The organism is Pedobacter alluvionis, from assembly GCF_003664035.1.
Taxonomy (GTDB): Bacteria; Bacteroidota; Bacteroidia; order Sphingobacteriales; family Sphingobacteriaceae; genus Pedobacter; species Pedobacter alluvionis.
In genome coordinates this window covers 259499-285245 of record NZ_RCCK01000011.1, presented here as the reverse complement: position 1 = coordinate 285245, position 25747 = coordinate 259499, and the positions used below count along the sequence as shown (strand labels likewise).

Genomic DNA, 25747 nt, shown 5'->3' with positions numbered 1-25747 from the left:
CCATGAAAAAAACATTATTGGCAGCAACATTAGTGATCAGTGCTTTAGTTGCCTCTGCACAAACAGGCTATGTGATCAAAGGCCAGATCGGCAAACTGGGCAAACCAGCAAAAGCCTTTCTCTTAACTAAACTGGAAGGGAAGGAAAAACTTGATTCAGTAGAACTGGTTAACGGAGCTTTCACATTTAAAGGTTCAGTTCCATCACCAATGGAGGCTACGCTTCGTTTGAAACACGACAAATCCATCGATACACCCGGACGACGCATTAAAATTGATGGCATGGCAATCATTCTAGGAAACGAGAATATCACCATTACCGGAAAAGATTCCATTAAAACCGCTACAATCAAAGGTTCTACTTTAACTGATGAAAGCAACAGAGTGGATGCCTTTTTAGGCCCTATTTATGGGAAACTGAAAGCTCTTGATAAAGAATTTGCTGATCAACCAGAAGCTAAAAAACAGGATAAAACCTATATCATGGACCTGGAAAAAAGAGCAAAAGTGATAGAGAAAGAGATTTTTGATGCCAAAATTAATTATGTGAAGCAAAATCCTAATAAGTATATGGCTTTGATGGCGCTTAATTCAACCTTAGGTCCGGGTTTCGATGCCATAGAGATGGAGAAAATCTTTGCCAATATTTCTCCGGAACTGAAGTCTTCTTTTTTTGGAAAGCAAGTTGCTGAGCGTATTGCTCACTTTAAAAAAACACAGGAAGGCGTAGACGCGCAAGATTTTACCCAGCCCGATGTAGACGGTAAAATGGTTAAACTTTCTGATTATAAAGGAAAATATGTGCTGGTCGACTTCTGGGCATCATGGTGTGCACCATGCCGGAGAGAAAATCCAAATCTTGTTAAGATTTACGAACAATATAAATCAAAAGGATTTGAAATTTTAGGCGTATCAATGGATAAGGCTGCTGATAAAGCAAAATGGCTTAAAGCCATCGCTGATGATAAACTGACCTGGAAACAGGTTGGAGATTTAAAAGGCTGGGAAAACGATGCGGCGGCTAAATATGATGTTAAAGCTATCCCTATGAATTTTTTAATCGATCCAAAAGGAAAAATTATTGCCAAAGATCTTCGCGGCCCTGTACTGGAAGCGAAAATAAAAGAGATTTATGAAAATAAGTCTAAGTAGTACAAGTTTTTTTAGTTAATGATGACTAATGCAGGTTGATGGATGTCGCCTGCATTTTTTGTATCGTTTGTTTTGGGCATATCAATTGACTATAGGATTAAAGTCATATAGTGGCAAATACCTAACAGATCAAATCCATAAGGATAGTATAGCAACTATCAAGGCTGCAGTCATAATTACGCTTCCTAATTTTAAAAATGTCCAGGCACTTACTTCTTGCCCCTCCCGTCTTAAAGCCACCAGCCATAATATAGTAGCTAGTGAACCTGTTATGGAGAGGTTGGGGCCGAGGTCTATGCCAATCAGCACCGCGCTTTTAACCATATCTGGTGTATGTGTACTTTGCAGCACATTTCCTGCTATTAAACCGGCCGGCAAATTATTCATTAAATTGCAGGCTACAGCGGTCACAGTACCACTAAGCCACACAGCTGCCGTCTCAGATCGTGCTATCGCATCATTTAACATTGCACTTAAATGTTGGGTCATCCCGGTTTTATTTAACGCTTCTACTACAACAAATAAACCTGCTACCAACGGAAGTACTGCCCAGGATATCCCCTTAATAACATTGACCGGGTTTTTTCTTGCTCTGGCCAATACAATTGCGCTGGTGGTGATGCCGGTGATTAATGTAGGCAATCCAAGTTGAATGTTCCAGGCAGAAGCAGCCAGCAAAACAGCAGCAGTTCCACAGATTCCAATTAAAGCCGTTTTACCACCAGGGCTTAGTTGAGGCAGGCTAATATCAATTCTGATTTTCTGTTTAAAACAGTCGCGCTGAGAGAATCGGAGCATAAAATAGGTAACGGTAATGGCGCATATAGAGGGGATCAGGAACAAACTTAGCCAATGCATTAAGGATGGCATCTGTTTGCCATAAATGACCAGATTTGCAGGATTTGAAATGGGCAGCATAAAAGAAGCTGCATTAGCAATAAAAGCACAGATCAATAAATACGGCAGTGGTTTTTCTACTTTAGCTGCTTTAACTGCAGCGGCCACAGCTGGCGTTAGTACAACAGCTGTGGCATCATTGGAAAGAAATGTGGTTACAATAACACCAACAAGATAAATCAGCAAAAACAACTTTCCAGAAGATCCCCTGGCCCTTAATGTGGCATGGGCAGCCAGCCAATCGAACAGTTTTTCCTCCCGGGCTGTTTCTGCCAGCAACATCATGCCCGTCAGGAATAAATAAACATCTAAACCTTTTGCTACCCCATAAAAGGCATCAGAAGGGGTAATCAGCTGAAATAATAATAATAAGGCAGCGCCACTTATGGCGTATACTGCTTCTGTAACTTTAAAAGGCCTGATGATCACACCTGCTATTGCCAGGAAGGAAATGATCCAGATTAGGATGTTAGTCATATTTTTTTATAGCGCTAAGATATTGGTTTTTGCATTGCAGTTAGGGTCAAGCTGTGTATTCATGATTCCATTTTTTGGCCAGGTGCCGGGTTATTTATTATTCGCTATCTAGTGAGAATTAATATGGGTTAGCAGGCATCCTTAATTGTTTTTGCAAATATGATCCACAATAGAATGGAACCATTGGCAAACGCACCAAGGATGATAAAGGTAGTATTATAACCTATTCCCTGTGCTATCCAGCCTCCAATTGCCGGGCTAAATGAAGCACCTAATCCCTGTATGGTCATCACTGCGCCCTGTCCAATATTTACACGCCCCGTGCCATTCAATATATGAGCAACCAATCCGGGAACGGCAACACTTTGCAGGCCGGCTCCAATTCCGTCTAAAATTTGTACAGGATAGATTCCTACATGACTGTGCATATAAGCGGCAAATAAACCACGGATAGGTAAAGACAGGAAAGAGATGAATAACACCAGCCAGTAGCCTTTTTTATCTGCCATCTTTATGGCTAGTAACGAGGTACCGATCATAACCAGTTGCGCGATAATAATCGTCATAGCCACAAACATAGAAGCATTACCATGCCCATTAGCGGCAGCGGCGAGACCATAAAGTGGCAGCATAGCGCCGTTCCCCAAATGAAAAAATGCTAATGCGCCTGCAAGGACTAATAATGATTTGCACTGAAATAATACTTTAAATCCACTCGCCTTCTCATTTTTATCTCCCTCTTTCATGCCTCTTGCTACATGATCATCAATGGATTTGGCAGGAATCAATAACACTGAAATAATAGACAGTACGCCAAAAAAAGCAGCCAGAAGAAATATTGCAGTTATGCCGAATTTATAACCCAGGTAACCAGAAAGCGCAGAACCGACCACATTGCCTGCATGATTAAATGCCTGGTTATACCCGTTTTGCTTGTTAAAGCCTTTTTGCTTCATTATGCCCAGCGTGATTCCGATTATAGCCGGACCAATAGCCGATCCGGCAATAGCTGTTGCCACCTGCGAAATGCTAACCAGCCAAAACTCCTGGGTGAATAAGATTATCGCCGAGGCCAATATGGTGAAGATGGCTGAGATAACCACATAAAACCGCTTCCTTTTGGTGGCATCGATTAGTGCACCCGCCGGAATAGTCATAATCATTCCAGCCACTCCTCCAATGGTCATAACTGAACCAATCAATCCGCTTTTCCAGCCATGCGCTAAAAGAAATATTCCTAAAAATGGCCCGATTCCAGCCTGGAGATCAGCCATGAAAAAATTAAGAGATTGTAATGGCCAGATTACCCTCTTATCTGCTGCACCTGTTGATACTTGTTTGCTCATACGGTTTCCTTAACATTTTGGGCATCATTATGTTTAAACCATTAACAGGAATGATTTACAGTAATCTATTGTAATTCAGTATATTGTGTTCTTGTTTGATGAGATTAATTTTTCTTCATATTAAAAAGTGGTGCGAGATCACGTTTTAGATCAATACTGAGTGCTATGCGCTAATTGGCAAGTTTACTATGGCTTCAAAGGAAAAGTTGCTGCTTTCCAGGTGGAAATTTCCATGATGTAATTGCGTGATCTCATTAACCAGCCAAAGACCAATGCCTGCACCATTTGAGTCTATAGCTTCTCTATGGAAGGCATTTTGGAGATTTTCAGTCGGGAAACTTTCTTCGTTAATCGTATTTTTAAAGCTTATGGCGATATGATCCTTTAATGTAGACTGCTGAACAGAACATCTGATGGTGGTACCTGGGACAGCATATTTAACTGCATTTTCCACGAGGTTCATCAGTAAGATATTCAGTTTATCATCATCGGCAGCGATTAAAAATGTCTCTGCATCTTTATCAAAGTCAATCGTTGAGTTTAATCCTTTTTGTTGCAGAAATGGTTGGAACCTGTGAAATAATCGAAGTATAACCAACGAAAGATCTATTTGTTGCTTATGTAAGGTAATACCACTACTTTTTAACTGACTTACCAGCAAGAATTCCTGTACCACCTGTTGCAGCCTGTTAATTTCAGCAAGCTGACTTTTCATCAGGTTTGATAACTCGGGCGCTAATACCGGTTTAGATAGGTGGACTTCTATTTCGGCACGCATAATGGCCAGCGGTGTCTTTAATTCATGTGAAGCAGAGGCAAAAAAGTTTTGTTGTTGCTGTAACGATTCATCGATCCTCACTAACATCATATTTATGGTTTCTGTTAATTCCTGCAATTCATCATTCGTTTTCTTAACCGGAATTACATCCCTGAGTTTATGCGCATTGATAAGCTTGGCGGCTTTAATGATACGCTGCACGGGCTGTAATAAATAAAAAGATAAAATATAGGCAATTAAACCTGCAAGCAAAACACTCAACAGGCTACAGGCAAAAAGCAGTAAAAGCAAGTATTGTAAATTATTATTTAATTGCTCTGCACTGCGTACAAGCATTAATTCGGCGGGGTTATCTTCATTACTGCTGATTACGTAGGCAACCCTCATTCCCAAGGTATCGGTTACGCCCGTCTTTGTAGGTGTGCGGATATTTTTAATGATCCCCGGCGACTGAAAAACTGTTATGGGCTTTCCTGCTGAATGGTATAATACCCTGATGGAAGTATTGTTATCAGGCAGAGGAATAATTGCCGGTAATACTTCGGTTTTATCCAAAAGTGTTTGGGCCCTGGCTATTAAATAGGCATCATTATCGGATATCATCAGCATACTGATCTTCCGGTAACAGTAAAGGTTGAAGGAGAAACTCAACAAAATAAAGATCAGGCTAAATGCTGCCGTTATTTTTAATTTGATACCGAACTGAAGCTTTCCTGTCATTTAGCCTTGTTTTACATCGCCTTTCAGTACATAACCCCGCCCAACAACCGTGTGGATCAATTCTTCATCATAACCTCTATCCATTTTTTTCCGAAGCTGATAAAGGTGTACTTCTATTACATTGCTGCCGGGATCGAAGTTTATGTCCCATACTTTTTCGAGAATCTGTGATTTTGTTACTACGTTGTTCTGATTGGCGAGCAGGAACTCCAGCAAAGCAAATTCACGATTACTTAATATTACTGGCTTACCGGCCCGGCTAACTTCTCTTGTTAGCAGGTCTACCTTGAGATCCGAAACCTGTAATTTGAGTGAACCCTGTGCTAAAGACCGGCGTTGTACTGAACGTACCCTGGCTAACAATTCATCAAGCTCAAATGGCTTTTTAAGGTAATCAATAGCGCCATGATCAAGCCCGTTTATCACGTGCTCTGTATCGTTTAATGCACTTATTATAATCACCTGCGTTTGGTTATTAAAACTGCGCAGGTTTTTTAAAACTTCCAACCCATTAAGTGTGGGTAACATCATATCCAATAAGATAAGATCATAATTGCCAACCATAGCCGTTTCCAAGCCTTTATTACCATCGGCAACCTGATCACAGATGTGACCGGCCTGCGTAAGGGCGTCAGCAATAAATCCTGCTAACTTTAACTCATCTTCTATTAATAATATTTTCATCTTACCAGGAATGTTTTGTTATCTATCGTAATGCTAAGCACAATGTATACTTTATCATGATTTATATTAATAAAACCCTGGTCATCCTGACGCCTCACCGCTACAAGATGAAATATGTCGCTTTCTTTGATGAGGTGTGCGATATCATCAACCAGCCCTGGCTTAAAGTGAAATAAAAGGTTATTCTTTCTCAGGGCCACAATACCACCATATTGATCTGTGATCAAAACAGGTTTCTCCAGTTTAAATTTTTCTGTTTGCTGATTTGGAACATCCGGAGGCGGGGGTAAATCCTCAAGGGTCTGACTAATGCCCGTTCTATTATTTTTAATGGCTATTAATTGGTAACCAACTACTTTATCGCTCGGGTTTAAACCATAAGTTACCGTAACCAATTCTCCTATGGTACCAATCCTGGTTACCCATGCTGCTGTATGTGGCCGAAAATCAATAGTGATTGAACCAGCCTTTTCGGTTTTTAGTTCCAGTGAATTGATATCTAAATGAGGATTGTTTTTATACCTGGTAACGATTCCGGTAATTATCCGTTGTTTTTGTAGGCGTTCCATCGGTGGCCTGTCAAGTTGTATTGGAGCTTTCGGTAATAAAGGCACAGGAGGTTTTATTAATAACCAGATAATAACCAATAGTAAAATAATGATCACGACCAGCAGGGGGCGGTAATTTTTCATCGTTAATGGCTCTACGTCATTATCTTGCTCCATTTTCATACAATCTGCAAAATACCATTATATTTTATCAGTTAACAGCGAAGCAGCCAATTAGTTCATACGCATCAACAATTAATTTAAGATTGGGAGAGCGAAATAGCTCTCCCAATCTAACCAGATTATCTCAACAAATAAGTCTGTCCATTGATCTCAATGGTTTCCGGGTGAATGATGGTTGGGGCACCGGTTTCTAATGCTACCCCTGACGGTGGTATTTCTTTAATGCCGGTTACCTTTACTTTATCTCCAGCTTTTAGTAAAGATTGTAACTGTTCAATTGCAGGCGGAGGTAAATCTACCTGGATCTTATTATCCAGATTAAGTCCGCGGATTGCACCTCCCTGGTCACGCTTAAAATCACTGATTTTTCCTGTAAAGGTTCCAGGCTGTGCATTAACCGGTATAACAGGAGCAGTTGGCGGGGTATCTACTATTTGCGTTCCATCAACCAGCAAACTTGCCATTTGGAATACATTTACACCATCTGGTCCATTATCTGTAAAGCCTTTTACAGTTACTGATTTACCTTTCGCTGCTGCACTCATCAATTGTTTACCTAGTTGTTCGGGAAATCTGACTGTAATTACCTGACTGCCATTTTGCAAGGTGAAACTATTATAGATATACCTGTCATTCGTTTGATAGGCAATAACCTTTCCGTTCAGCGAAGTTAAAACTTTTAAAGCACCGCCTTCCAAACCGCCTCTGTTTCGTCCGGGACGAGGAAGCATTTCTCCAGGCCCTCCTGCCGGTGGTGTCGGAGGGTTATCATTTGGGCGTACCTGCGCTAGTGTTACTATACTCATCAGCGCGAAACAAGCAGTTATTGCTGTTTTTTTGATTTGACTTTTCATATGCTCTTTTTTTTGATTTTCAATAATTTTATGATTCAAAACTACGCTTGCGATCTGAAGAGGGTATGAAAAGCGAATTAAATTTAATTCATTTGATTGTTTGATTATCCTCACAGTTTTAAAATGCGATCGTTGCCCTGAACTGTAGCGAAGCGGAAAACTATTGAATAAACCGAGCCTTAAGCGAACTCACCGAAGGTAATTTATTTCAGGGCTTAATAGTAGATCCACAACGTTAAGTTCTCCGGGAGTACAAACTTAGGAAGAACGATATTAGTGTCAGATGGAAACATCTGACACCACGAATAATCTTAATCAAAATGACCTCAATATTTTGATTTGCAAATGATTGTTAAGCTTCATGTTAAATTAAAAAGTTTAACATGAAGTTTGACGGCTGTTTTCTTAACATTCCAATGCTTTTCCTTCCCGAATTTAACAATTCAGTATTTTTTACATCATAAATTCCTAACCAACCAAGCTCATCTTTGTAGCAAATTAGTCATTGGGTTTTGGCCAAATGAGTTGCCGTTCTGGCTAATGCAAACAAACTATAAAATATCATTCATGAAAAAAATTTACAAACTGATTTACTTTACTGAAGTACGCAGGCTGCAGGGTGTATTAATTATGCTAATGCTTTTCTCCATAAATGTAATGGCGCAAAATACCCGGAGCATCAGCGGTAGAGTTGTTGATGAAACAAACCAGCCGATTCCTGGTGTAACAGTAAGAATAAAAGGTTCAACAGGCGGAACTTCTACAGATCCTGATGGAAACTATACCCTATCGGTAAAATCATCAAACGTTTTAGTTTTTTCCATGTTGGGTAGCATCTCAAAGGAAGTGCCTGTTGACAATCAAACGCGGATTAATGTAACGCTTATGCCAGACAATCAAACTTTGAAAGATGTTGTGGTAATCGGTTATGGTACAGCGAATAAAAAAGATGTAACCGGTTCAGTAACCTCCATTAAGTCTGAAGAATTTAATCAGGGGGTTATGGTAAACCCTGCACAACTTTTACAAGGTAAAGTTGCTGGTTTAAATGTAACCAAAAGTGGCGATCCAAACGCTAAGCCTTCAACAATATTACGCGGCCCATCTACTTTAAGAGAAGGTGCTGCGCAGGAACCATTTTATGTTATTGATGGTGTGCCGGGTGCTTCTATTGATTTGCTTGCACCTTCTGATATTGAGAATATCGATATCCTTAAAGATGCTTCTTCCACGGCTATTTATGGCTCAAGGGCTGCAAATGGTGTTATCATCGTAACAACTAAAAGATCTAAAAGCGGGCAAGCCCGTTTATCATACAGCGGATATGCTGCAGTAGAAAAGGTATCGAAAAAGTATGATATGCTTTCGGCACCTGAGTTAAGACAATATCTTGTTGATAATAAGCAGACTTTAAATCCTGTTGATGATGACGGTTCTGACACTAACTGGCAATCGTTGCTTGAGAGAACAGGTTATTCGCAGAACCATAACCTTTCTTACGGCGGTGCAGCCCAATCTGCAGATTATGGTGCAAGTGTAAATTACTTAGACAATAAAGGGATTTTAAAAAATACATCACTTAAAAGAACCATAGTAAGAGGTTATCTTAACCAAAAATTTTTTAATGATCGTTTAAAACTTGGTTTAACCATCACCAATAGCAATTCAAAAAGCTCAGATATTAATCAATCACAGGCTTTACCAAATATGCTTTTCTTTTTACCAACAGTTAGTCCCTTTAATACAGACGGTACTTACAAAGAAAACTATAACCGTATAGGAAGTGGTACAAGAAATCCTTTATCGATTGTAGACAATAACATTTTTGACAACCTAAACAATAAAACCCTAATTAACGGGATGGCGCAGGTGAATATTCTTGATGGCTTGCGGTTTACAGCCAGTATCTCTTCGCAACGGGACCAGAACAGTTACAGCAGTTACCTAAATAGCCAATCTGGTTTAGCCAGAGGCGTTAACGGACAAGCGCAAAAAATTGATATTTTAAATAAAAGCCAGGTATTGGAAAGCTATTTTAACTATGATAAAACCTTTGGCAAACACAGTTTAAAATTACTTGGCGGTTATTCATGGCAGGAAGACAGAACCAATGATGGTTTTGGTATAAGAACGCAAAATTTTTCAAATGATAATTTAAGTTATAATAATCTATTTCTTTCTAACCCGAGCTTATTATCACAAATAGCCTTCAATGATGCGCCTATATCAACTTTAAGGTTGATTTCATATTACGGTAGGGTTCAGTACAACTATAATGAAAAGTATCTTTTTCAAGCATCATTGAGAAATGATGGTTCTTCAGCTTTTGGTAAGAATAACCGTTGGGGTTTATTCCCTGCAGTATCTGCCGGATGGAGAATTATTGGTGAAGATTTTATGCAGGCAGTTCCTGTAATCAGCGACTTAAAACTACGTGCAGGTTATGGTGTTTCGGGTAACAGTTTAGGCTTTGATGCTTTCTCTTCATTATTAATTTATGGAACACTTTCGGGAAGCAACAAGTTTTTAAACAATGGTAACATCAGCAATGCAATTGGTCCGGTAAGAAATCCAAACCCAGATTTGAAATGGGAAAGTACTGCAACCACCAACATCGGTTTAGATTTTGGTTTATTTAAAGACAGAATTACAGGTTCAGTTGATTTTTATGTGAAGAAAACTTCTGATTTAATTTACGATCGTTACGAAGTTTCTACAACACAATTTTTCTTGCCAACCATTACAGCCAATGTAGGTAAAATCAAAAATACTGGTGTTGAGTTTTCATTAAATGCTGTAGCGGTTAAAACTAATAATTTTAAGTGGACAACTTCTCCAAATATCGCACACAACAAAAACGTAGTTGAAACCTTATCTGATGATTTCTATAAAATCGACTTGATCAGAACAGCATCGCTGGGTGGTCAAGGTCAGTCTGGAAATTTCAGTCAAATCATACAACCAGGTTATGCTTTGGGTACTTTTAACTTATGGAATTATGCAGGTAAAAATGCGGCTGGTGTAAGTACTTTTATTAATGCTGCTGGCCAAACCATTGCCACGCAACCATTAACAACCGATGCCAAAATTGCAGGCGATGCACAACCAAAATTAATTTACGGCTGGGCAAATAGTTTCAATTACAAAAACTGGGATTTGAACTTCCTTGTTCGAGGCGTATTGGGCAATAAAATTTTAAATGCAACCAAAGCATCACTAAATAATCCTGCTGGCGCTAAGAACCAGAACATTCCTCGTTTTACTTTGGGCGAATCTTTTAACGACAATATTGCCTATTTAATATCTGATCGTTTTATAGAAAGTGGTTCTTACCTACGTTTAGACAATGCAACGCTAGGTTACACCATCAGACCAAAAACGACATCTATTAAGGCCATCAGGTTATATGTAACCGCAAACAATTTATTTGTGATTACAAACTACACTGGTATCGACCCTGAAATCAACATTGGAGGTTTAACGCCAGGTATCGATAACAATAATTATTATCCAAAAACAAGAACATTCAGCTTTGGTGTAACTGCATCATTCTAAAAAACACAAAAATGAAAAAGTTTATAATCTTATTTAATATTCTGGCTTGTCTGATGGTATTGGAATCATGTAGCAAGTTAGATGTCGATGTAGAATCTCAGTATGTAAAGGAAAATTTTCCCGTTACAAATGCGGATTATTCGGCACTTTTCGGTACCATGTATTCTAACTTATCATCACAGTACGGTGTGCCATACTGGAGAATGCAGGAGCTTTCTACTGATGCAGCTATCCTGCCTGCACGTGATGGGAATTTTGATGATGGGGGCCAGTACCGCCAGTTGCATTACCATACCTGGACTATTGATCACCCAAATGTTAGAGATATCTGGCAGTGGGGCTTCGGCGGCATTAACAATTGCAACCGCTTAATTAATCTTACAACCGAATCAGTTGCATCTGATGCTTCAAAAGCAAGCAGTCTGGCGGAAGTCAGGGCAATGCGGGCCTTGTATTACTACTTTATGATGGATTTGTATGGTAATGTGCCAATTATTGATACATTCCCTGTAAGCACCCTTCCTGGAAACCAGACCAGGGATAAGGTATTTGAATTTATAGAAAAAGAACTTTTAGCTGTTGTTGCGCAATTACCGGTAAAAGATAACACCAACCGGATTTTGGTTTATGGCAGGCCAACACAGGCCATGGCTTACGCCTTACTGGAAAAAATGTATTTAAACGCAGAAGTATATACCGGCAAGCCAAGGTATGCAGATGCGGTTACCATGGCCGATAACATTTTGAAAAACAGCAATTATAGTCTGGATGCAAAATATAGCGATATTTTCGATGTAAATAACGGCCCGCAGATTAACGAAACCATTTTTGCAATTCCTTATGATCAGCAAATTCCTGGTAATCAAATTACAAGGTTTGGTTTTTACCCTGCTTTAGCAGCATCTTACGGAATAAATGTTGGTTTTAGTATTTCAATGAGTACTACGCCAGAATATTACAACCGCTTCAATTTAACAAACGATATTCGCAACAGCTTCTGGTTAATTGGTAAACAATATGCACCAGATGCCAACCGTAAGCCAGATTTAACCAAGCCAATTTTTGTTGCAGGAACAACAACGCAAATTGAGATTACCCCTGACCTTATTTTAAAACCAGGTAAGCCAATGGATTTAGGTAATACGGTTGCTGATCAGGCAAAAGGTGTCCGCTCAGTAAAATACTGGCCAGATCCAAATGCCATTCAGGCCACCAGGTTAAACGGAAACGATATGCCGGTTTTACGTCTTGCCGATGTAATGTTAATGAAAGCCGAAGCCATATTAAGAGGCGCAACAGCAACTACCGTTAATAGTGAGTTACAAACGCCTTTAGTTTTAATTAACAAAATAAGAAGCCGTGCCGGCGCAGAAAGCGCAACAACGGTTACTTTGAGTACTTTACTCGATGAACGCGCACGTGAATTTAGCTGGGAGGCCTGGAGAAGAAACGATCTGATCCGTTTTGGCCAGTTCGAAACAGAATACCCTTTACCAAATGATGTTTTAAAAATGAATAAAGATATTACCAGGAGAATCTATCCGATCCCGGTAAATGAGCTAAAGCTGAACGCAAATTTAAAACAGAACCCTGGTTACTAAAATTAAAAATATGAGACTGATTACCTGTTTTGGTTTATTGCTGGTGCTACCTGCAATCGCCTTAGTTACTAAAAAGGAAGATTTACCGATAAATCAAATACAGGTTATCGGCTCGCATAATAGTTATAAGCAGGCCATTAATCCCGCGCTGTTCAATGTTATAAAATCACAGGATTCGGCAGCTGCCAACAGTCTGGATTATGAACATATCCCTATGCCCGAGCAATTGGATATGGGTTTAAGAAATCTCGAAATTGATGTTTACGCTGATGAGAAAGGTGGTAAATATGCCCATCCCAGAGGTTTTGAACAGGTAAAGGGGCAACCTGCATTCGATAAAGACGGTGAAATGAATAAACCCGGATTCAAGGTATTCCATGTTCCGGATTTAGATTTCAGGTCGTCGGCACTAACTTTTGTGATTGCATTACAGCAATTAAAGAAATGGTCGGATGCTAATCCAAACCACACACCGGTTTTTATCACTTTAGAAGCTAAAGATGACTCGATAAAGCGTAAAGGATTTACGCAACCTGAGGCTTTTACAAGTAAAACTTTTGATGAACTGGATGCTGTGATTATTCAAAATTTAGGGAAAGAGCATATTTTAAGTCCGGATGATGTGAGAGGCAAGTATAAAACTTTGGAAGAGGCTGTGCTGGCCAAAAACTGGCCGAAGCTTAGTCAGGCGAAAGGTAAATTCCTTTTCGTTCTGGATGCAAAAGACAGAAAACGCACTACCTACATTCAAGGTCATCCTTCACTTAAAGGCCGTGTATTATTTGCAAATGCAGAACCGGGAACGCCTGAGGCGGGCTTTATGATTCGAAATAATCCTAAAGATGAGCAAATTCCTGAATTGGTAAAGAAAGGTTACCTCATCAGAACAAGGGCAGATGCAGATACCAAGGAAGCCAGAAAAAACGATTGGAGCGATTTCGAAGCTGCCTGTAAATCTGGCGCTCAGATTATTACAACAGATTATTACAAAAAGAGTACGCACTTTAAATCAGATTATGCCATCAGTTTTGCTGATGGAAAATACTTTAGAGCGAACCCTTTATTTAAAAAGTAAGTTAGATATGAACAGAAGATCGTTATTAAAAGGAGGTTTATTAACCGGTTTAGGTTTGCCTTTTGTGGGTATGAAAGATGTAATAGCTTCGCCGGTAGTTGGGCGTAAAAAGGCGAAAAACATCATTATGATGGTGAGTGATGGGATGAGTATCGGAACGTTGAATATGGCAGATATCTATTCCAACCGCATATTTGGCAAAAGCAGTAAGTGGTTGGGACTTTATAGAGATAATAAGGCCGTAAGAGCACTAATGGATACCGCTTCTGCGAGTTCTTTGGTTACCGATTCTGCTGCGGCAAGTTCATCCTGGGGTGGAGGCATGCGTGTTAGAAACGGATCACTAAACGTTGGCATGAAAGGAGAAAAGCCTCAGCCGATTCTTCAAAAGTTTAAAGAAAAAGGTAAAAAGGTAGGTTGTGTAACCACTGTGCCGATTACGCATGCAACTCCTGCAGGTTTTTGTGTAAATATTGATAACCGCGGCGGGCAGGATATTATTGCAGAAATGTATTTAGGCCTGAAATTCGATGTGATGATGGGTGGCGGGCATAAATATTTCGGGGAAAAAAGGGCAGGCGGAAACCTGATTCCTAAATATTTAACGCAGGGTTATAAAGTTGCTGAAAACAGAACGGAAATGTTAGCCCTGGATAAATCAAAACCTGTATTGGGCTTGTTTGCAGAAGATGGCATGCCTTACGAGGTCGACCGTTTGCACGACCAGGAACTCATAAAATCGACACCAACACTGGCAGAGATGACCATGAAAGCAATCGAACTGATGAAAGACCATAAAGATGGTTTTGCATTACAGGTTGAAGGTGGTAAAGTGGATTGGGCTGCACATTCAAATGATTTGAGCGGTTTAATTTTCGATCAGCTTGCTTTTGATGAAGCTGTTGGAAAAGTAATAGAATTTGCCGAAAAAGATGGTGAAACCTTAGTGATCATCACCACAGATCATGGCAATTCGAACCCTGGTTTATTTTATGCTGATGAAGCCAACAAAAAGTTCGATAGCCTGCAAAACTTCAAACGCAGTAATACCTGGCTTTTGGCTCAGCTTAATCAATCATTTAGCGAACAAAAAATAATTGATCTGATCAAAGAAAATCAAGGTTTTGAAATGAAATCAGAAGATGTTAAATCTTTATTGGTGCACTTTAAGGATATTGTTCCGGGGCAGCTTTACAACGAATCAAACCTGCCGTTTTACGAGTATGGCAAAATTTTAGGCAAATACACCGATGTCCAATGGGCGGGTATGAACCATACCGGAGATTATGTTGAGCTAACGATGTTTGGTCCGGGATCTGAAAATTTAAAACCTTTTGTTAAAAATTACGAGCTGCATAATTTCATGCTTAAAGCTGCAGAAATGCCTGAAGCATTTTTAGTAAAAGCTTAATCACACGGCAAACAAATAATCAGGAGGCTGTCTCCTAAATACGAAATGTCATCCTGAGCCTGTCGAAGGACTTTAAAAAAATTGTTTAACGCGTTTCGACGGGCTCAACGTGACAAAACTAAAACCAGTTGATTTATGATACAGCCTCTTTTTTAATTCTATCTTTAAAGCACATTATGACTATTCAATCAAAATATTTTCGTTTTTTAATTTGCCTTATTTTAACGCTCAATGCTGGCTATCTCCAGGCACAGGAAACTGCTAATCCTCCGGCAATAATAAACACATCCGGAGTTTGGTTAAAGGGCGATTTGCATGTGCATTCGAGGCATAGTACAGAATCATCTAACAATTCGATAGCGAAAATTATTAATTTTTCAAAGTCAGTTGGTATGGATTATCTGGCCATAACCGACCATGATAATCATGTTAATGGCGATGTTGCGCACCATACCTGGGCCGATCCGGAATTTAAATCAGATACATTGCTTTTGCTTTATGGTGCCGAATGGACAACAACCAGGGGACATGGGAATGTGTTTTCTGATAAGCCGTATGACCATAAGAGATTGTATGATATCAGGGATGCCCGGGACATCAATATTGAAAAAGTGAAGAAATCATTAGGGATCCATTTGTCGGCAAATCATCCCAGTGGAAAAGATAATTTTGGCTTTTCTTACGATTTGGTTAAATCTATCGAGGTTTGGAATTCGGCTGTTTGGCCTAAGAATGCCAATGCAATAATGATTTGGGATGACATGCTTTCTTCGGGCAGGATGATGACAGGCAGAGGTGGAAGCGATACCCATCATGGTGTGCCTACTGCAACTGAAAAACCTAGTGCAAATACATATCAGGCGGAATTTAATTATGTAGGTACACCAACAACCTGGGTTTTTGCAAAACAACGTAGCCTTACAGCAATTATAGATGCTTTAGATCATGGAAAAGCTGCTGTAAGTTCCAATCCTTTCGCGCCAAGAGTTGAGTTTTATGCTGATTATAAAGGCAATGGTAAGTTTGAAATGATGATGGGCGATAATGCGGTTTCAAAGGGTAAACCTATAAAGTTTCAGGTGCAATTGATTGGCAATAAATTACCTAAAGAGCAATATACTGTTACTGTAATCAAGAATGGAGCAAAGCTGAACAGCTTTCAGGTTAGCGGTGAAGTTCCTGCTTTTCAGTTTACCGATACACCAGATTTAAAGGGTCGCACCTATTACCGTGTTACACTAGAAGGTAAAAATACTGATTACCCACAAGTACCAAAGTCTGCCGGGTTAAGCGAAAAAATGGTGGCGCTATCCAATCCAATCTACTTTAATTTTGATCCTAAATTTTAATTAGCGCCAGTGTCAGATACCTAATAAATTTCGTCATTGCGAGGAGGAACGACGAAGCAATCTTTCATGCTAGCGATCCTTGTGCTAAAGATTGCTTCCTGAAATCAGGGCAGACTTTCTGCTGAAAAGTATTCTCGCAATTGACGATTTCTCAAGGATATCCATAACGTTAAGTTCTCCAGCAGTACAAATTGCGGGAGAATTATCCCATTGTCAGATGGAAACATCTGACACCACGAATAATTGACAGAGTCTGGAATTCCATCCAGTCTATAAAATGATCGTCATCTCCTGTAGCGCAGCGAAATGGAGAGATCTATCAGGACAGATTTAGCTATGCTGAGACAAACGTGGTTCTCAGGATTAAAATTCTATATTTATAACACAGCCTCCATTTTTTTTAGCATCAGAATTATAGATTAGATTTTTAGAATCATCAAAGCAAAATGCCATAAATATCAGCATTTTAATATATCGCCAGGTCTGGCTTTATGTTCGTAGTTTTGGATTCAATTTTTTTTATAATTTTACTGGCTATGAGCAACCAACATAATCATACTGATGAAGAACTGATCGTAATGTTGAGGGAGAACGAAGTGGTTGCTTTCAAGAAAATTTATACTAAGTATTGGTATGAATTATATTTAATTACCAATAAAAGATTAAGGTCTAAAGAAGCTGCAGAAGAGATTATCCAGAATTTCTTCACAACATTCTGGATCAATCGGGAAAAAATAAAAATCACAGGGTCTTTAAAGGCTTATCTCCATTCGGCTATCCGCTATTCAATTATTGATTATCTGGCTAAGGAGGCTACCCGGAACAATTACCTCGAACTGCTTTCATTTAGTTATCAGGAGGCTACGAATACCACCGAAGAAACCATATTTATAAAAGAGTTGGAAAACGGAATCAACGGAGTGATTTCGAAGTTACCTGCAAAATGCAGAAAGGTGTTTGAACTCAGCAGGAAGGAGCATAAATCTAATAAGGAAATTGCCGAATTACTGGGACTGTCTGAAAAGACTGTTGAAAACCATATTACCAATGCCTTAAAGCACTTTAGGGTACATTATAAGGTGATTTTGATTGCTTCTGGTTTTGCCTGGTTACTCCGTTAAATACAGTCGCCCGTACATCAGGGATGCATTTTAAATTTTTTTTATTTTTTTTTGGGGGCTAGGGGCAGGCTATCCGACTATACTATTAACGAACCAAATATAACTACGTATCAACATGGGCAGATCAATAGCCGTTTCCCTACTTAAAAAATATCTTTCTGGTGATTGTACTGTTAGTGAGATAAAAGAAGTAGATCAATGGTTTGATAGTATGGATGAGGTGCCTGAAGATCTTGCAGGCCTTTCTGATGATCAGCGTAAGTTCGTGGAAGATAAAATTTTTGAACGCATTCTGCTCAATATCGAAGCTAAAAGTCAGCAAAAGATCATATCAGTTCCTAAAAAATCAATACGTATTAATACAGTATTTTGGGCGGCGGCATCACTTGTTGTGGTTCTGGGTGCGGTGCTGACCTGGAGATATAGTTCGCAGCTGCACCTGCAAAATCAAACTGCGAAATTACATCAATCCATTCATATAAAACCAGGTGGCAATAGGGCGGTTTTGACATTAGACGATGGATCATCAGTGGTATTAACCGAAGCCAAAATAGGTGCACTGGCCGACCAGCAAAATGTTAGTGTTGTAAAAACAGCTGAAGGCGAACTCAGCTATAAAATGCATACCGGATCTGCATCTTCAAAAATAAGCTTTAATAAGATTGCTACGCCGCTTGGTGGGAAATATAGTGTGGTTTTGCCTGATGGAAGTAAAGCCTGGTTAAACGCGAAATCAAGCTTACGGTTCCCAACTGCTTTTACTGGCGCTGAAAGGGTTGTACAGATGACAGGCGAAGTATATTTCGAAGTAGCTAAGAATCCCAAACAACCGTTTAAGGTACAATCGGGTGGAACAGAAATTAGGGTACTGGGTACTCATTTTAACGTAATGGCTTATGGCGATGAGGCCGGGCAGAAAACAACGTTAATTGAAGGCAGCATCCATTTATCATCTGGTAAATTTTCACAGCTGTTGAAGCCCGGACAACAAGCCCTGGTAAATCCCTTTGGCATAAACGTGAATAACAATTGCGATCTGGAAGCTGTAATGGCCTGGAGAAACGATCTTTTCATCTTTAAGGATATGGAGATCAAAGAAATTGCCAGGCAGTTGGTTCGATGGTATGATATTCAGGTTGTATTTAGAGGAACACCTTCCAAAATATCTTATACGGGAACAATATCTAAAGATGTAGAACTTTCAGAGTTGTTAAATATGCTTCAATTCACAGGATTAAAATATGAATTGAACGGACGCGTGCTAACTATAATCGATTAAAGAGATTTAATCGGCAGAAAATAGATTTTAACCAAATAAATATTCAAACATGAGAAACTACTACAACACTGTATAATGTAAAGGCGTAACCATGCTTTTTAAGAAAAAACCGGATAGTGTTCGCAGCACATCCGGTTATTGTAAAGGTTACTTACAATCCGATTTAGACAACATTATAATTTAACCAAAACTCCATAAAGATATGAATTTATTTTTTAGGATCAGGCAGGTATTGCGCCGTGATTCTTACCAAATCTTGTTAACAATGAGACTCGTAGTGCTTTTTTTTACGCTTACCCTTATGCAGGTTAGCGCTAGCAGCTTCAGTCAGAATCTAACGCTTAAACAGAATAATTCTGACATCATTTCCATCTTAAAGCAAATCGAAAAACAGAGTGGTTACCACTTGCTTTTCAGACGTGCTGATATAGATGATAAGTATAAAATAAACCTTAACGTAACCGACATGCCTATTGAGCAGGTAATGGGCGTAGTGTTGAAAAATACCAACCTCGATTTCAAAATCATCAAAAAAACAATTATTCTTAAAAAGAATAGCTATTCGCCATTTACAACTATCTCCGTTCGGGATATAGAGATTTCTGGTACTGTGAGTGATGAAAAGGGAGTAACACTTCCCGGGGTAGCCGTTAATGTGAAGGGTACCAAACAATCAACCATGACAGATATTAATGGTAAATACAAGATTTCGCTGCCTGCCGGATCAACCACCCTCGTATTTTCTTTTGTTGGGATGGAATCCCAGGAGATTAGTCCGGGCAATAGTCGCGTACTGAATGTGGTACTTAAGGCACAGACTACATCACTTTCTGATGTAGTGGTAATTGGTTACGGAGATCAAAAACGTACCGATCTTAATGGATCTATTTCGTCTGTAAAAGCTGCCGATATTGCCAATGTGCCTCAAGTCAGTATCGATCAGATGCTGCAAGGCAGGGCTTCAGGACTTACCATTACGCAAAACTCTGGTGCACCCGGTAGCAATACATCTGTACGTGTACGTGGAGTAACCTCTTTAAGTGGTAGTAATGAGCCTTTATATGTGATAGATGGTGTGCCAATTTCAGGCGATGCGGGCAATCAGAGTACCAGCGGAAGATCTCCTTTACAGGCTTCATCTTCTAATGCCAATTCGCAGACTACTGTAAGTCCGTTATCTTTGATCAATCCAAATGACATTGAGTCGATTGATGTACTAAAAGATGCATCTGCAACAGCAATATACGGAAACCGGGCTTCGAACGGGGTAATTATCATCACTACCAAAAGGGGGAGGAACGGTAATTCTTCGATAAATTATGATGGTTATTACGGTTTCCAGCGTGTGGCAAGGTATCTGGATGTAATGAATCTTCGCCAGTATGCAGCACTTCAAAACTCACTAGGTGATATTTACGGTACCGGAAGAAGAGTTGAGTTTGCAGATCCTTCAGTATTGGGAGAGGGTACCAACTGGCAAAAGGAAATATTTACAACTGCTCCACAGCAGAGTCATCAGGTAGCTGTTTCTGGCGGTAAAGAAGGATTAAACTACTACATTTCTGGTGGATACCTTGGACAAGACGGTACAGTTATCGGTTCGGATTTTAGACGCTATAGTCTTCGGATAAATGCTGATGCCCAGGTGAAGGAATGGTTTAAACTTGGAATTACCTTAACCGGAAGCCGGTCTGCAGAAAATGTAGTGACCAGTGATAATAACGGGGTTATTTACAATGCTTTACTGCAGGCTCCTGATTTAGCTGTAACTAACCTTGATGGTTCGTATACTGGTCCTTCTGTATTTGACCCACTTGCTGCCGCTGCTGCATTAAATCCGGTGGCCCAGGCCCAGCAAATCAAAAATAAATTGAACAGGAGTAACATTAATACCAATATTTATAATGAAATTAAGTTTATCAAATCATTATCCCTGAGATCAGAACTTGGAGGTGATTTTAATTTCTCCGATAATAATGTCTTTACGCCAAGCTATTCTTGGGGCCGTTTTACCAATCCTACTGCATCTTTGAAGGAAAGGTATCAGCAAAGTACCTTTTTGATCTGGAAAGAATATTTTAATTATAACCAGACTTTTGGTCAAAAGCATAACATTAGTGCAATTCTGGGTTACGAGGTTCAACAGTCAAACTGGAGAGGGATTGAGGGAACACGCCAGGGGTTTTATAGTAACGACGTGCAATCGTTGAATTTAGGTCAGGCCATAACGGCTACCAATGATGAATATATTGGTACGCAACGCCAGGAATCAATTTATGCGCGTGCCATTTATACCTATAACTCCAGATATAACCTTACTTCTACAATCAGGAGAGACAAGACTTCTAAGTTTGCCGAAGGTTCTCAGTCAGGTTATTTCCCATCATTTGCTGCTTCATGGAAATTGTCTGAAGAACCATTTATGCAGGGGATTAATAAGGTAGTAAGCGGGCTTAAGATCCGTTTGGGTTACGGACAGGTGGGTAACCAGGATGTTCCCAATTATTTATACAGTTCTTTGTTAAGGTCTTCACAAACAGGTTTAGGTACAGGTTTTCTTGCCGGACGGATTGATAACAAATTATTGAAATGGCAAACCTCTATCCAATACAATGCTGGAGTGGATATGCGCTTTTTAAATGGTAAGATTAGTACGAGTATAGATGTTTATAAGAAAACATCAAAAGATTTCTTATTTCAGCTTACCCTTCCTGCCTATTTGGTAGGTGGTCCTGATTATTTAGGAGGTATTAACCCTCCGTATGTAAATCTTGGAAAGATTGAAAATGTAGGCTTTGATTTGAGCATTAACTCACACAATATTGATAACACAAATTTTAAGTGGAATACAAGTGTAGTTCTTTCGCATTATAATAATGAGGTTAAAGAGCTTGGTAATGGCCTTACCGAACTCTTCGGAACGGTAACCAATGCTTATCTGCAATCTCCGGTTACCCGTACAGTAGTGGGAGGATCTGTAGGTGAATTTTATGGTTATAAAGTAAAGGGAATATTTAAAACAGCAGCGCAACTTCAATCTGCTCCGGTTCAATTCGGGCGTACTATTGCCAATAACAGCAGTAGCACCTGGCTGGGCGATGTGCAATATGAAGATGTAAATGGCGATGGCGTAATTAATGAGAAAGACCGTACAGCTATCGGAAATCCAAATCCTAAATTCACCTATGGCATTACCAATACTTTTAGTTATAAAGCTTTTGATTTTACCTTATTCCTGAACGGATCTTACGGTTCAAAAATTATGAATTTGTTAAACAATACCATGGGTAACCTGGCGGCTGTATATCAAAATCAATACGCGGCATATAGTGATTTCTGGTCACCGCAAAATCCTGATTCGAATATTCCTGCACCTAAAATCGGTATTGATAATCCCAATCTGTTTGTATCTGACCGTTATGTGGAAAGTGGATCTTTTTTACGCATACAGAACGTGAGTCTTGGTTATAGGGTACCTGCTTCATGGATTAGAAAATATAAGTTCTCTAATTTAAAAGTTTACTCAAGCGTACAAAACCTTTACACATTTACAAAATATAAGGGCTACGATCCGGAAATCGGAGCGATGAATCAGAGTGCCATTTTAAATAATATCGACCTGGGAAGATATCCAATTGCCAGGACCATCACTTTTGGAATAAATGCACAATTTTAGTGACCTACAATTATTTAAACAAAATGAAATCATATTTAATATACAGCTTTATTTTTATAGCCATTGTTAGCACTGGCTGTAAAAAAGACTTTTTTAATATTCCTCCACAAGATGCACTTAGTGCTGATAATTTTTATCAAAACACCGAACAGGTTCAGGCCAGTACCATTGCCTTGTACAACTCTCCGTGGTTTGATTGGAATGCCAAAGCTTCCTGGTGTATTTCTGAATTATTAAGTGGCAATGCACACACTTATTCTCCTGATGTGATCAATTTTGGAAATTTTTCTGTAACAGGAGATAATACTCAATTGGCATCTGCCTGGAATTCTCTATACAGTGTAGTTGCCCAATCTAATGCCTTGATTAATAATTTGAAAGCAAAAGTACCAGCCAGTGTGCCGGCGCCAATAGTGAATAATGCAATTGGCGAAGCCAGATTTATGCGGGCTATGGCCTATTTTTATCTGGTAAGAACATGGGGAAATGTGCCGATTATAGAAAATAGCCTGGATCATGTGAGCAATTATCAGATTAATACCAATCCTGTGACTGATGTTTATAAGTTCATTATAAATGATCTCAAATTTGCTGAAGAGAATTGTGATAAAATGATCAGAACAGGTTCTGTTTCTCAGGGTAAAGTATCCAGCGGATCAGCGTCTGCATTATTATCTAAGGTTTATTTATACATGCGTGACTATTCGAATGCCCGGATAAAAGCTGAACAGGTGATCAACAGTGGCGAATTTAAATTGTATGGAGTAGATATTTCCGGCAAAACTTACGCCGACTTGTTTAAAACTGCCAATAATAATAACGAAGAGAGTATTGCCGCTATTCAATGGTTGGGTGGATCTTCGTATGGCCATGGTAATGCACTCCAATCTTTTCTTGCATATAACTCTGAAATTACGGGTACAGGAGACGGTTACGGAAGCGTTACGCCTTCTATCGATTTGCTTACCGCTTTCGAGGCAGGCGATTTAAGGAAAAAGCCAACGGTAATGACGCAGGGAGATGTTTATCCTGAGATTAACCAGGCCAAAGGTGGCTACACTTTACCTGCCGGAGCGGTAGCTCAAGGCATGCCAGCTTTTATTAAAAAATATGTAGTAGGAACACCTGCAGATAATGGCGGTAAAGGTGCATCATTTTCGGCAGGCAATAATACTTACCTGATGCGTTATGCTGATGTATTGTTAATCGAAGCAGAGGCAGTTCTTGCAGGTGCTGACCGTACTGCTGATGATGCGGCGCTGATACCTTTTAACAAAATCAGAAAAAGGGCCGGACTCATTCCTAAAACCTCCATCACTATCCAGGATATTTACCAGGAACGTCGTATGGAATTTGTATTTGAGGCTGATTATTGGTTTGACCTGGGGCGGTTAGATGGTTTTAATGTTACTTCGCATCCTAAAGCAATTGCAATTATTGCCAATCAGGAAAGAGGAATTTACAGCAACACTACACCCGTTGTAATCTGGGGGCAAAAATATACCCCAGCTGATGCAAATTTTCGTTTGCCTTATCCTACAACAGAAACCATCCTAAATCCAAAATTATTATTGGCTCCGGTGCCTTACAATTTTAAATAAGCTATTATGAAAACGTTATATAAAAATACTATAGCCCTTTATCTGATTGGCATCTGCTGCATGCTGATTTTTGCTACCTCCTGCAAAAAAGACAAAGAAGGACAGGGCGCACCAAGCATTACCAGGATTCGTACTTTAGTAAGACCGGGAGATAGTAACCTTACCCCGCTGGATTCAACAGTTACTTCCGGCGATGTTGGTGTTACTTATGTTATAGAAGGGGCAAATTTGAAATCGACCAACAAAGTCGATTTCAATGGGACATCAGCCGATCTTAATACCGCCCTTTTCAGTGATAACAGCATTGTGGTGACGATTCCGACAACCGCTACATGGATCAATCAAACAGGGAAATTAACACTAAGCAATTCGTTCGGTACCACTTCCTTTAATTTTAGTATTAAACAACCTGCCCCGGCGATTAGTGATTTGAGTCAATTTGCGGGTAATCCCGGCGACGTAATTACCATTACAGGCTTGCGTTTTGATCAGGTATCAAGTGTTAAGTTTGGTGCAACAGAAGCTAAGGTAATCTCTTCAACCAGCATTGAGCTGAAGGTAACAGTACCAACAGGGGCACTGGGTGCAGTAAGTGTTACTACTCCAGGGGGTACGGGCACTGGTCCATACGTATCCTACGATGGCGTTGTGGTTCCAATATTACTGCCATTTGGATTCAGCCATTTATTTTATGATGATCAAATAACAGCTGGTTACGATTTCAACTTCGGAGGTGCTAACGCTGACGTAAATAGTACCGAGATGGTAAAACGTGGTACCCATTCAATCAAACTTACCTATACCGGAAATTACGCAGGATATGCAGTAGGCAGTAATAACGCTGTTGATCTAAGTGACAAAACCTATCTTAAGTTTTCTATTTATGGCACAGCGGGTACTGAAGGTAAAGTTGTAAAGGTTGCCTTAAATGATTTTGACAACCGTAATGTAAGTGTTGTACTGCATGCTGGCAAGTGGACAAATTATGTGGTTCCATTGGATCGTTTTCAGAATGCCAGTCAGCCAGGCAAACCTGCAAGTCTAAGTTGGATCGGGTTTCAGGAATTGAGTGGCAACGCACCGGAAACGATTTACCTGGATGATATTGGAGTGTACTAATTGAAGGAATATTTTAGTTTAATGAGGTTGTATCATAAATAAGTTGCTATAATTTCGTCTAAAAATTTAAGGAAATAGCTCCCTTAAGTTATCGTCATTTCGAGCGGAGTGCAACGCAGCCGAGAAATCTGCTTGGATAGATCTCTCCATTTCGCTGCGCTTCAGTCGAGATGACGACACTTTTTATTTGAAGTCTGTCAATGGTAGCGGAGTGCAGCGCAGCCGAGAAATCTGCTTGGATAGATCTCTCCATTTCGCTGCGCTTCAGTCGAGATGACGATCCTTTTTATTTGAAATCTGTCAATGGTAAGGGGATACAACC

Annotated in this window: 17 protein-coding genes; 11 read left to right on the top strand and 6 right to left on the bottom strand. The window is 39.6% G+C overall.

Going from position 1 to position 25747, the window contains the following annotated elements; genetic code table 11:
• Positions 1-2 precede the first annotated feature (2 nt).
• Complete coding sequence (locus tag BCL90_RS08940; protein ID WP_121283679.1) at positions 3-1151, top strand: AhpC/TSA family protein; 1149 nt, start codon at positions 3-5, stop codon at positions 1149-1151.
• 129 nt (positions 1152-1280) lie between these two features.
• Here BCL90_RS08940 and BCL90_RS08935 read toward each other — a convergent pair whose 3' ends face one another.
• The 6 genes from BCL90_RS08935 to BCL90_RS08910 all read right to left on the bottom strand — a co-directional run bounded on the left by BCL90_RS08935 (position 1281) and on the right by BCL90_RS08910 (position 7638).
• Positions 1281-2525, bottom strand: coding sequence for an arsenic transporter (locus tag BCL90_RS08935; protein ID WP_121283678.1), 1245 nt, complete (start codon positions 2523-2525; stop codon positions 1281-1283).
• A 128-nt stretch (positions 2526-2653) separates the two neighbouring features.
• Positions 2654-3871, bottom strand: coding sequence for an MFS transporter (locus BCL90_RS08930; protein WP_121283677.1), 1218 nt, complete (start codon positions 3869-3871; stop codon positions 2654-2656).
• Between the two features lie 163 nt (positions 3872-4034).
• Positions 4035-5369 carry a sensor histidine kinase gene (locus tag BCL90_RS08925; protein ID WP_121283676.1) on the bottom strand — a complete coding sequence of 445 codons (1335 nt, stop codon included), beginning with the start codon at positions 5367-5369 and terminating at the stop codon, positions 4035-4037.
• A complete protein-coding gene (locus BCL90_RS08920) occupies positions 5370-6053 on the bottom strand; it encodes a response regulator transcription factor (protein WP_121283675.1) in 684 nt (227 codons plus the stop codon).
• Positions 6050-6778 (bottom strand): hypothetical protein, encoded by a 729-nt coding sequence (locus BCL90_RS08915; protein ID WP_147438312.1) that lies wholly within the window; start codon positions 6776-6778, stop codon positions 6050-6052. Before BCL90_RS08915 ends, BCL90_RS08920 begins: the two co-directional genes overlap by 4 nt.
• A 125-nt stretch (positions 6779-6903) precedes the next feature.
• Positions 6904-7638 carry an OB-fold nucleic acid binding domain-containing protein gene (locus BCL90_RS08910; RefSeq protein ID WP_134380474.1) on the bottom strand — a complete coding sequence of 245 codons (735 nt, stop codon included), beginning with the start codon at positions 7636-7638 and terminating at the stop codon, positions 6904-6906.
• Positions 7639-8205: 567 nt separating this feature from the next.
• On the opposite strand from BCL90_RS08910, the gene BCL90_RS08905 reads away from it, so the two are divergent.
• The 10 genes from BCL90_RS08905 to BCL90_RS08860 all read left to right on the top strand — a co-directional run bounded on the left by BCL90_RS08905 (position 8206) and on the right by BCL90_RS08860 (position 25425).
• The gene (locus BCL90_RS08905; protein ID WP_121284575.1) at positions 8206-11193 is read left to right on the top strand and encodes a SusC/RagA family TonB-linked outer membrane protein; all 2988 of its coding nucleotides are present in this window, start codon (positions 8206-8208) and stop codon (positions 11191-11193) included.
• 11 nt (positions 11194-11204) lie between these two features.
• Positions 11205-12794 carry a RagB/SusD family nutrient uptake outer membrane protein gene (locus BCL90_RS08900; protein ID WP_121283672.1) on the top strand — a complete coding sequence of 530 codons (1590 nt, stop codon included), beginning with the start codon at positions 11205-11207 and terminating at the stop codon, positions 12792-12794.
• A 10-nt stretch (positions 12795-12804) separates the two neighbouring features.
• Positions 12805-13869 (top strand): phosphatidylinositol-specific phospholipase C1-like protein, encoded by a 1065-nt coding sequence (locus tag BCL90_RS08895; protein ID WP_121283671.1) that lies wholly within the window; start codon positions 12805-12807, stop codon positions 13867-13869.
• 7 nt (positions 13870-13876) lie between these two features.
• Complete coding sequence (locus tag BCL90_RS08890; protein ID WP_121284574.1) at positions 13877-15280, top strand: alkaline phosphatase; 1404 nt, start codon at positions 13877-13879, stop codon at positions 15278-15280.
• A gap of 176 nt (positions 15281-15456) precedes the next feature.
• Positions 15457-16629, top strand: a complete 1173-nt coding sequence (locus tag BCL90_RS08885; RefSeq protein WP_121283670.1) for a CehA/McbA family metallohydrolase — start codon at positions 15457-15459, stop codon at positions 16627-16629.
• Positions 16630-17165: 536 nt separating this feature from the next.
• Complete coding sequence (locus BCL90_RS08880; protein ID WP_166792123.1) at positions 17166-17750, top strand: RNA polymerase sigma-70 factor; 585 nt, start codon at positions 17166-17168, stop codon at positions 17748-17750.
• 115 nt (positions 17751-17865) lie between these two features.
• Positions 17866-19029, top strand: coding sequence for a FecR family protein (locus BCL90_RS08875; protein WP_121283668.1), 1164 nt, complete (start codon positions 17866-17868; stop codon positions 19027-19029).
• Between the two features lie 202 nt (positions 19030-19231).
• Positions 19232-22705: a SusC/RagA family TonB-linked outer membrane protein gene (locus tag BCL90_RS08870; protein WP_244095005.1), complete on the top strand. Its 3474-nt coding sequence runs from the start codon at positions 19232-19234 to the stop codon at positions 22703-22705.
• Positions 22706-22728: 23 nt separating this feature from the next.
• Positions 22729-24306, top strand: coding sequence for a RagB/SusD family nutrient uptake outer membrane protein (locus BCL90_RS08865; RefSeq protein WP_121283667.1), 1578 nt, complete (start codon positions 22729-22731; stop codon positions 24304-24306).
• 6 nt (positions 24307-24312) lie between these two features.
• Positions 24313-25425, top strand: a complete 1113-nt coding sequence (locus BCL90_RS08860) for an IPT/TIG domain-containing protein (RefSeq protein WP_121283666.1) — start codon at positions 24313-24315, stop codon at positions 25423-25425.
• Positions 25426-25747 lie beyond the last annotated feature (322 nt).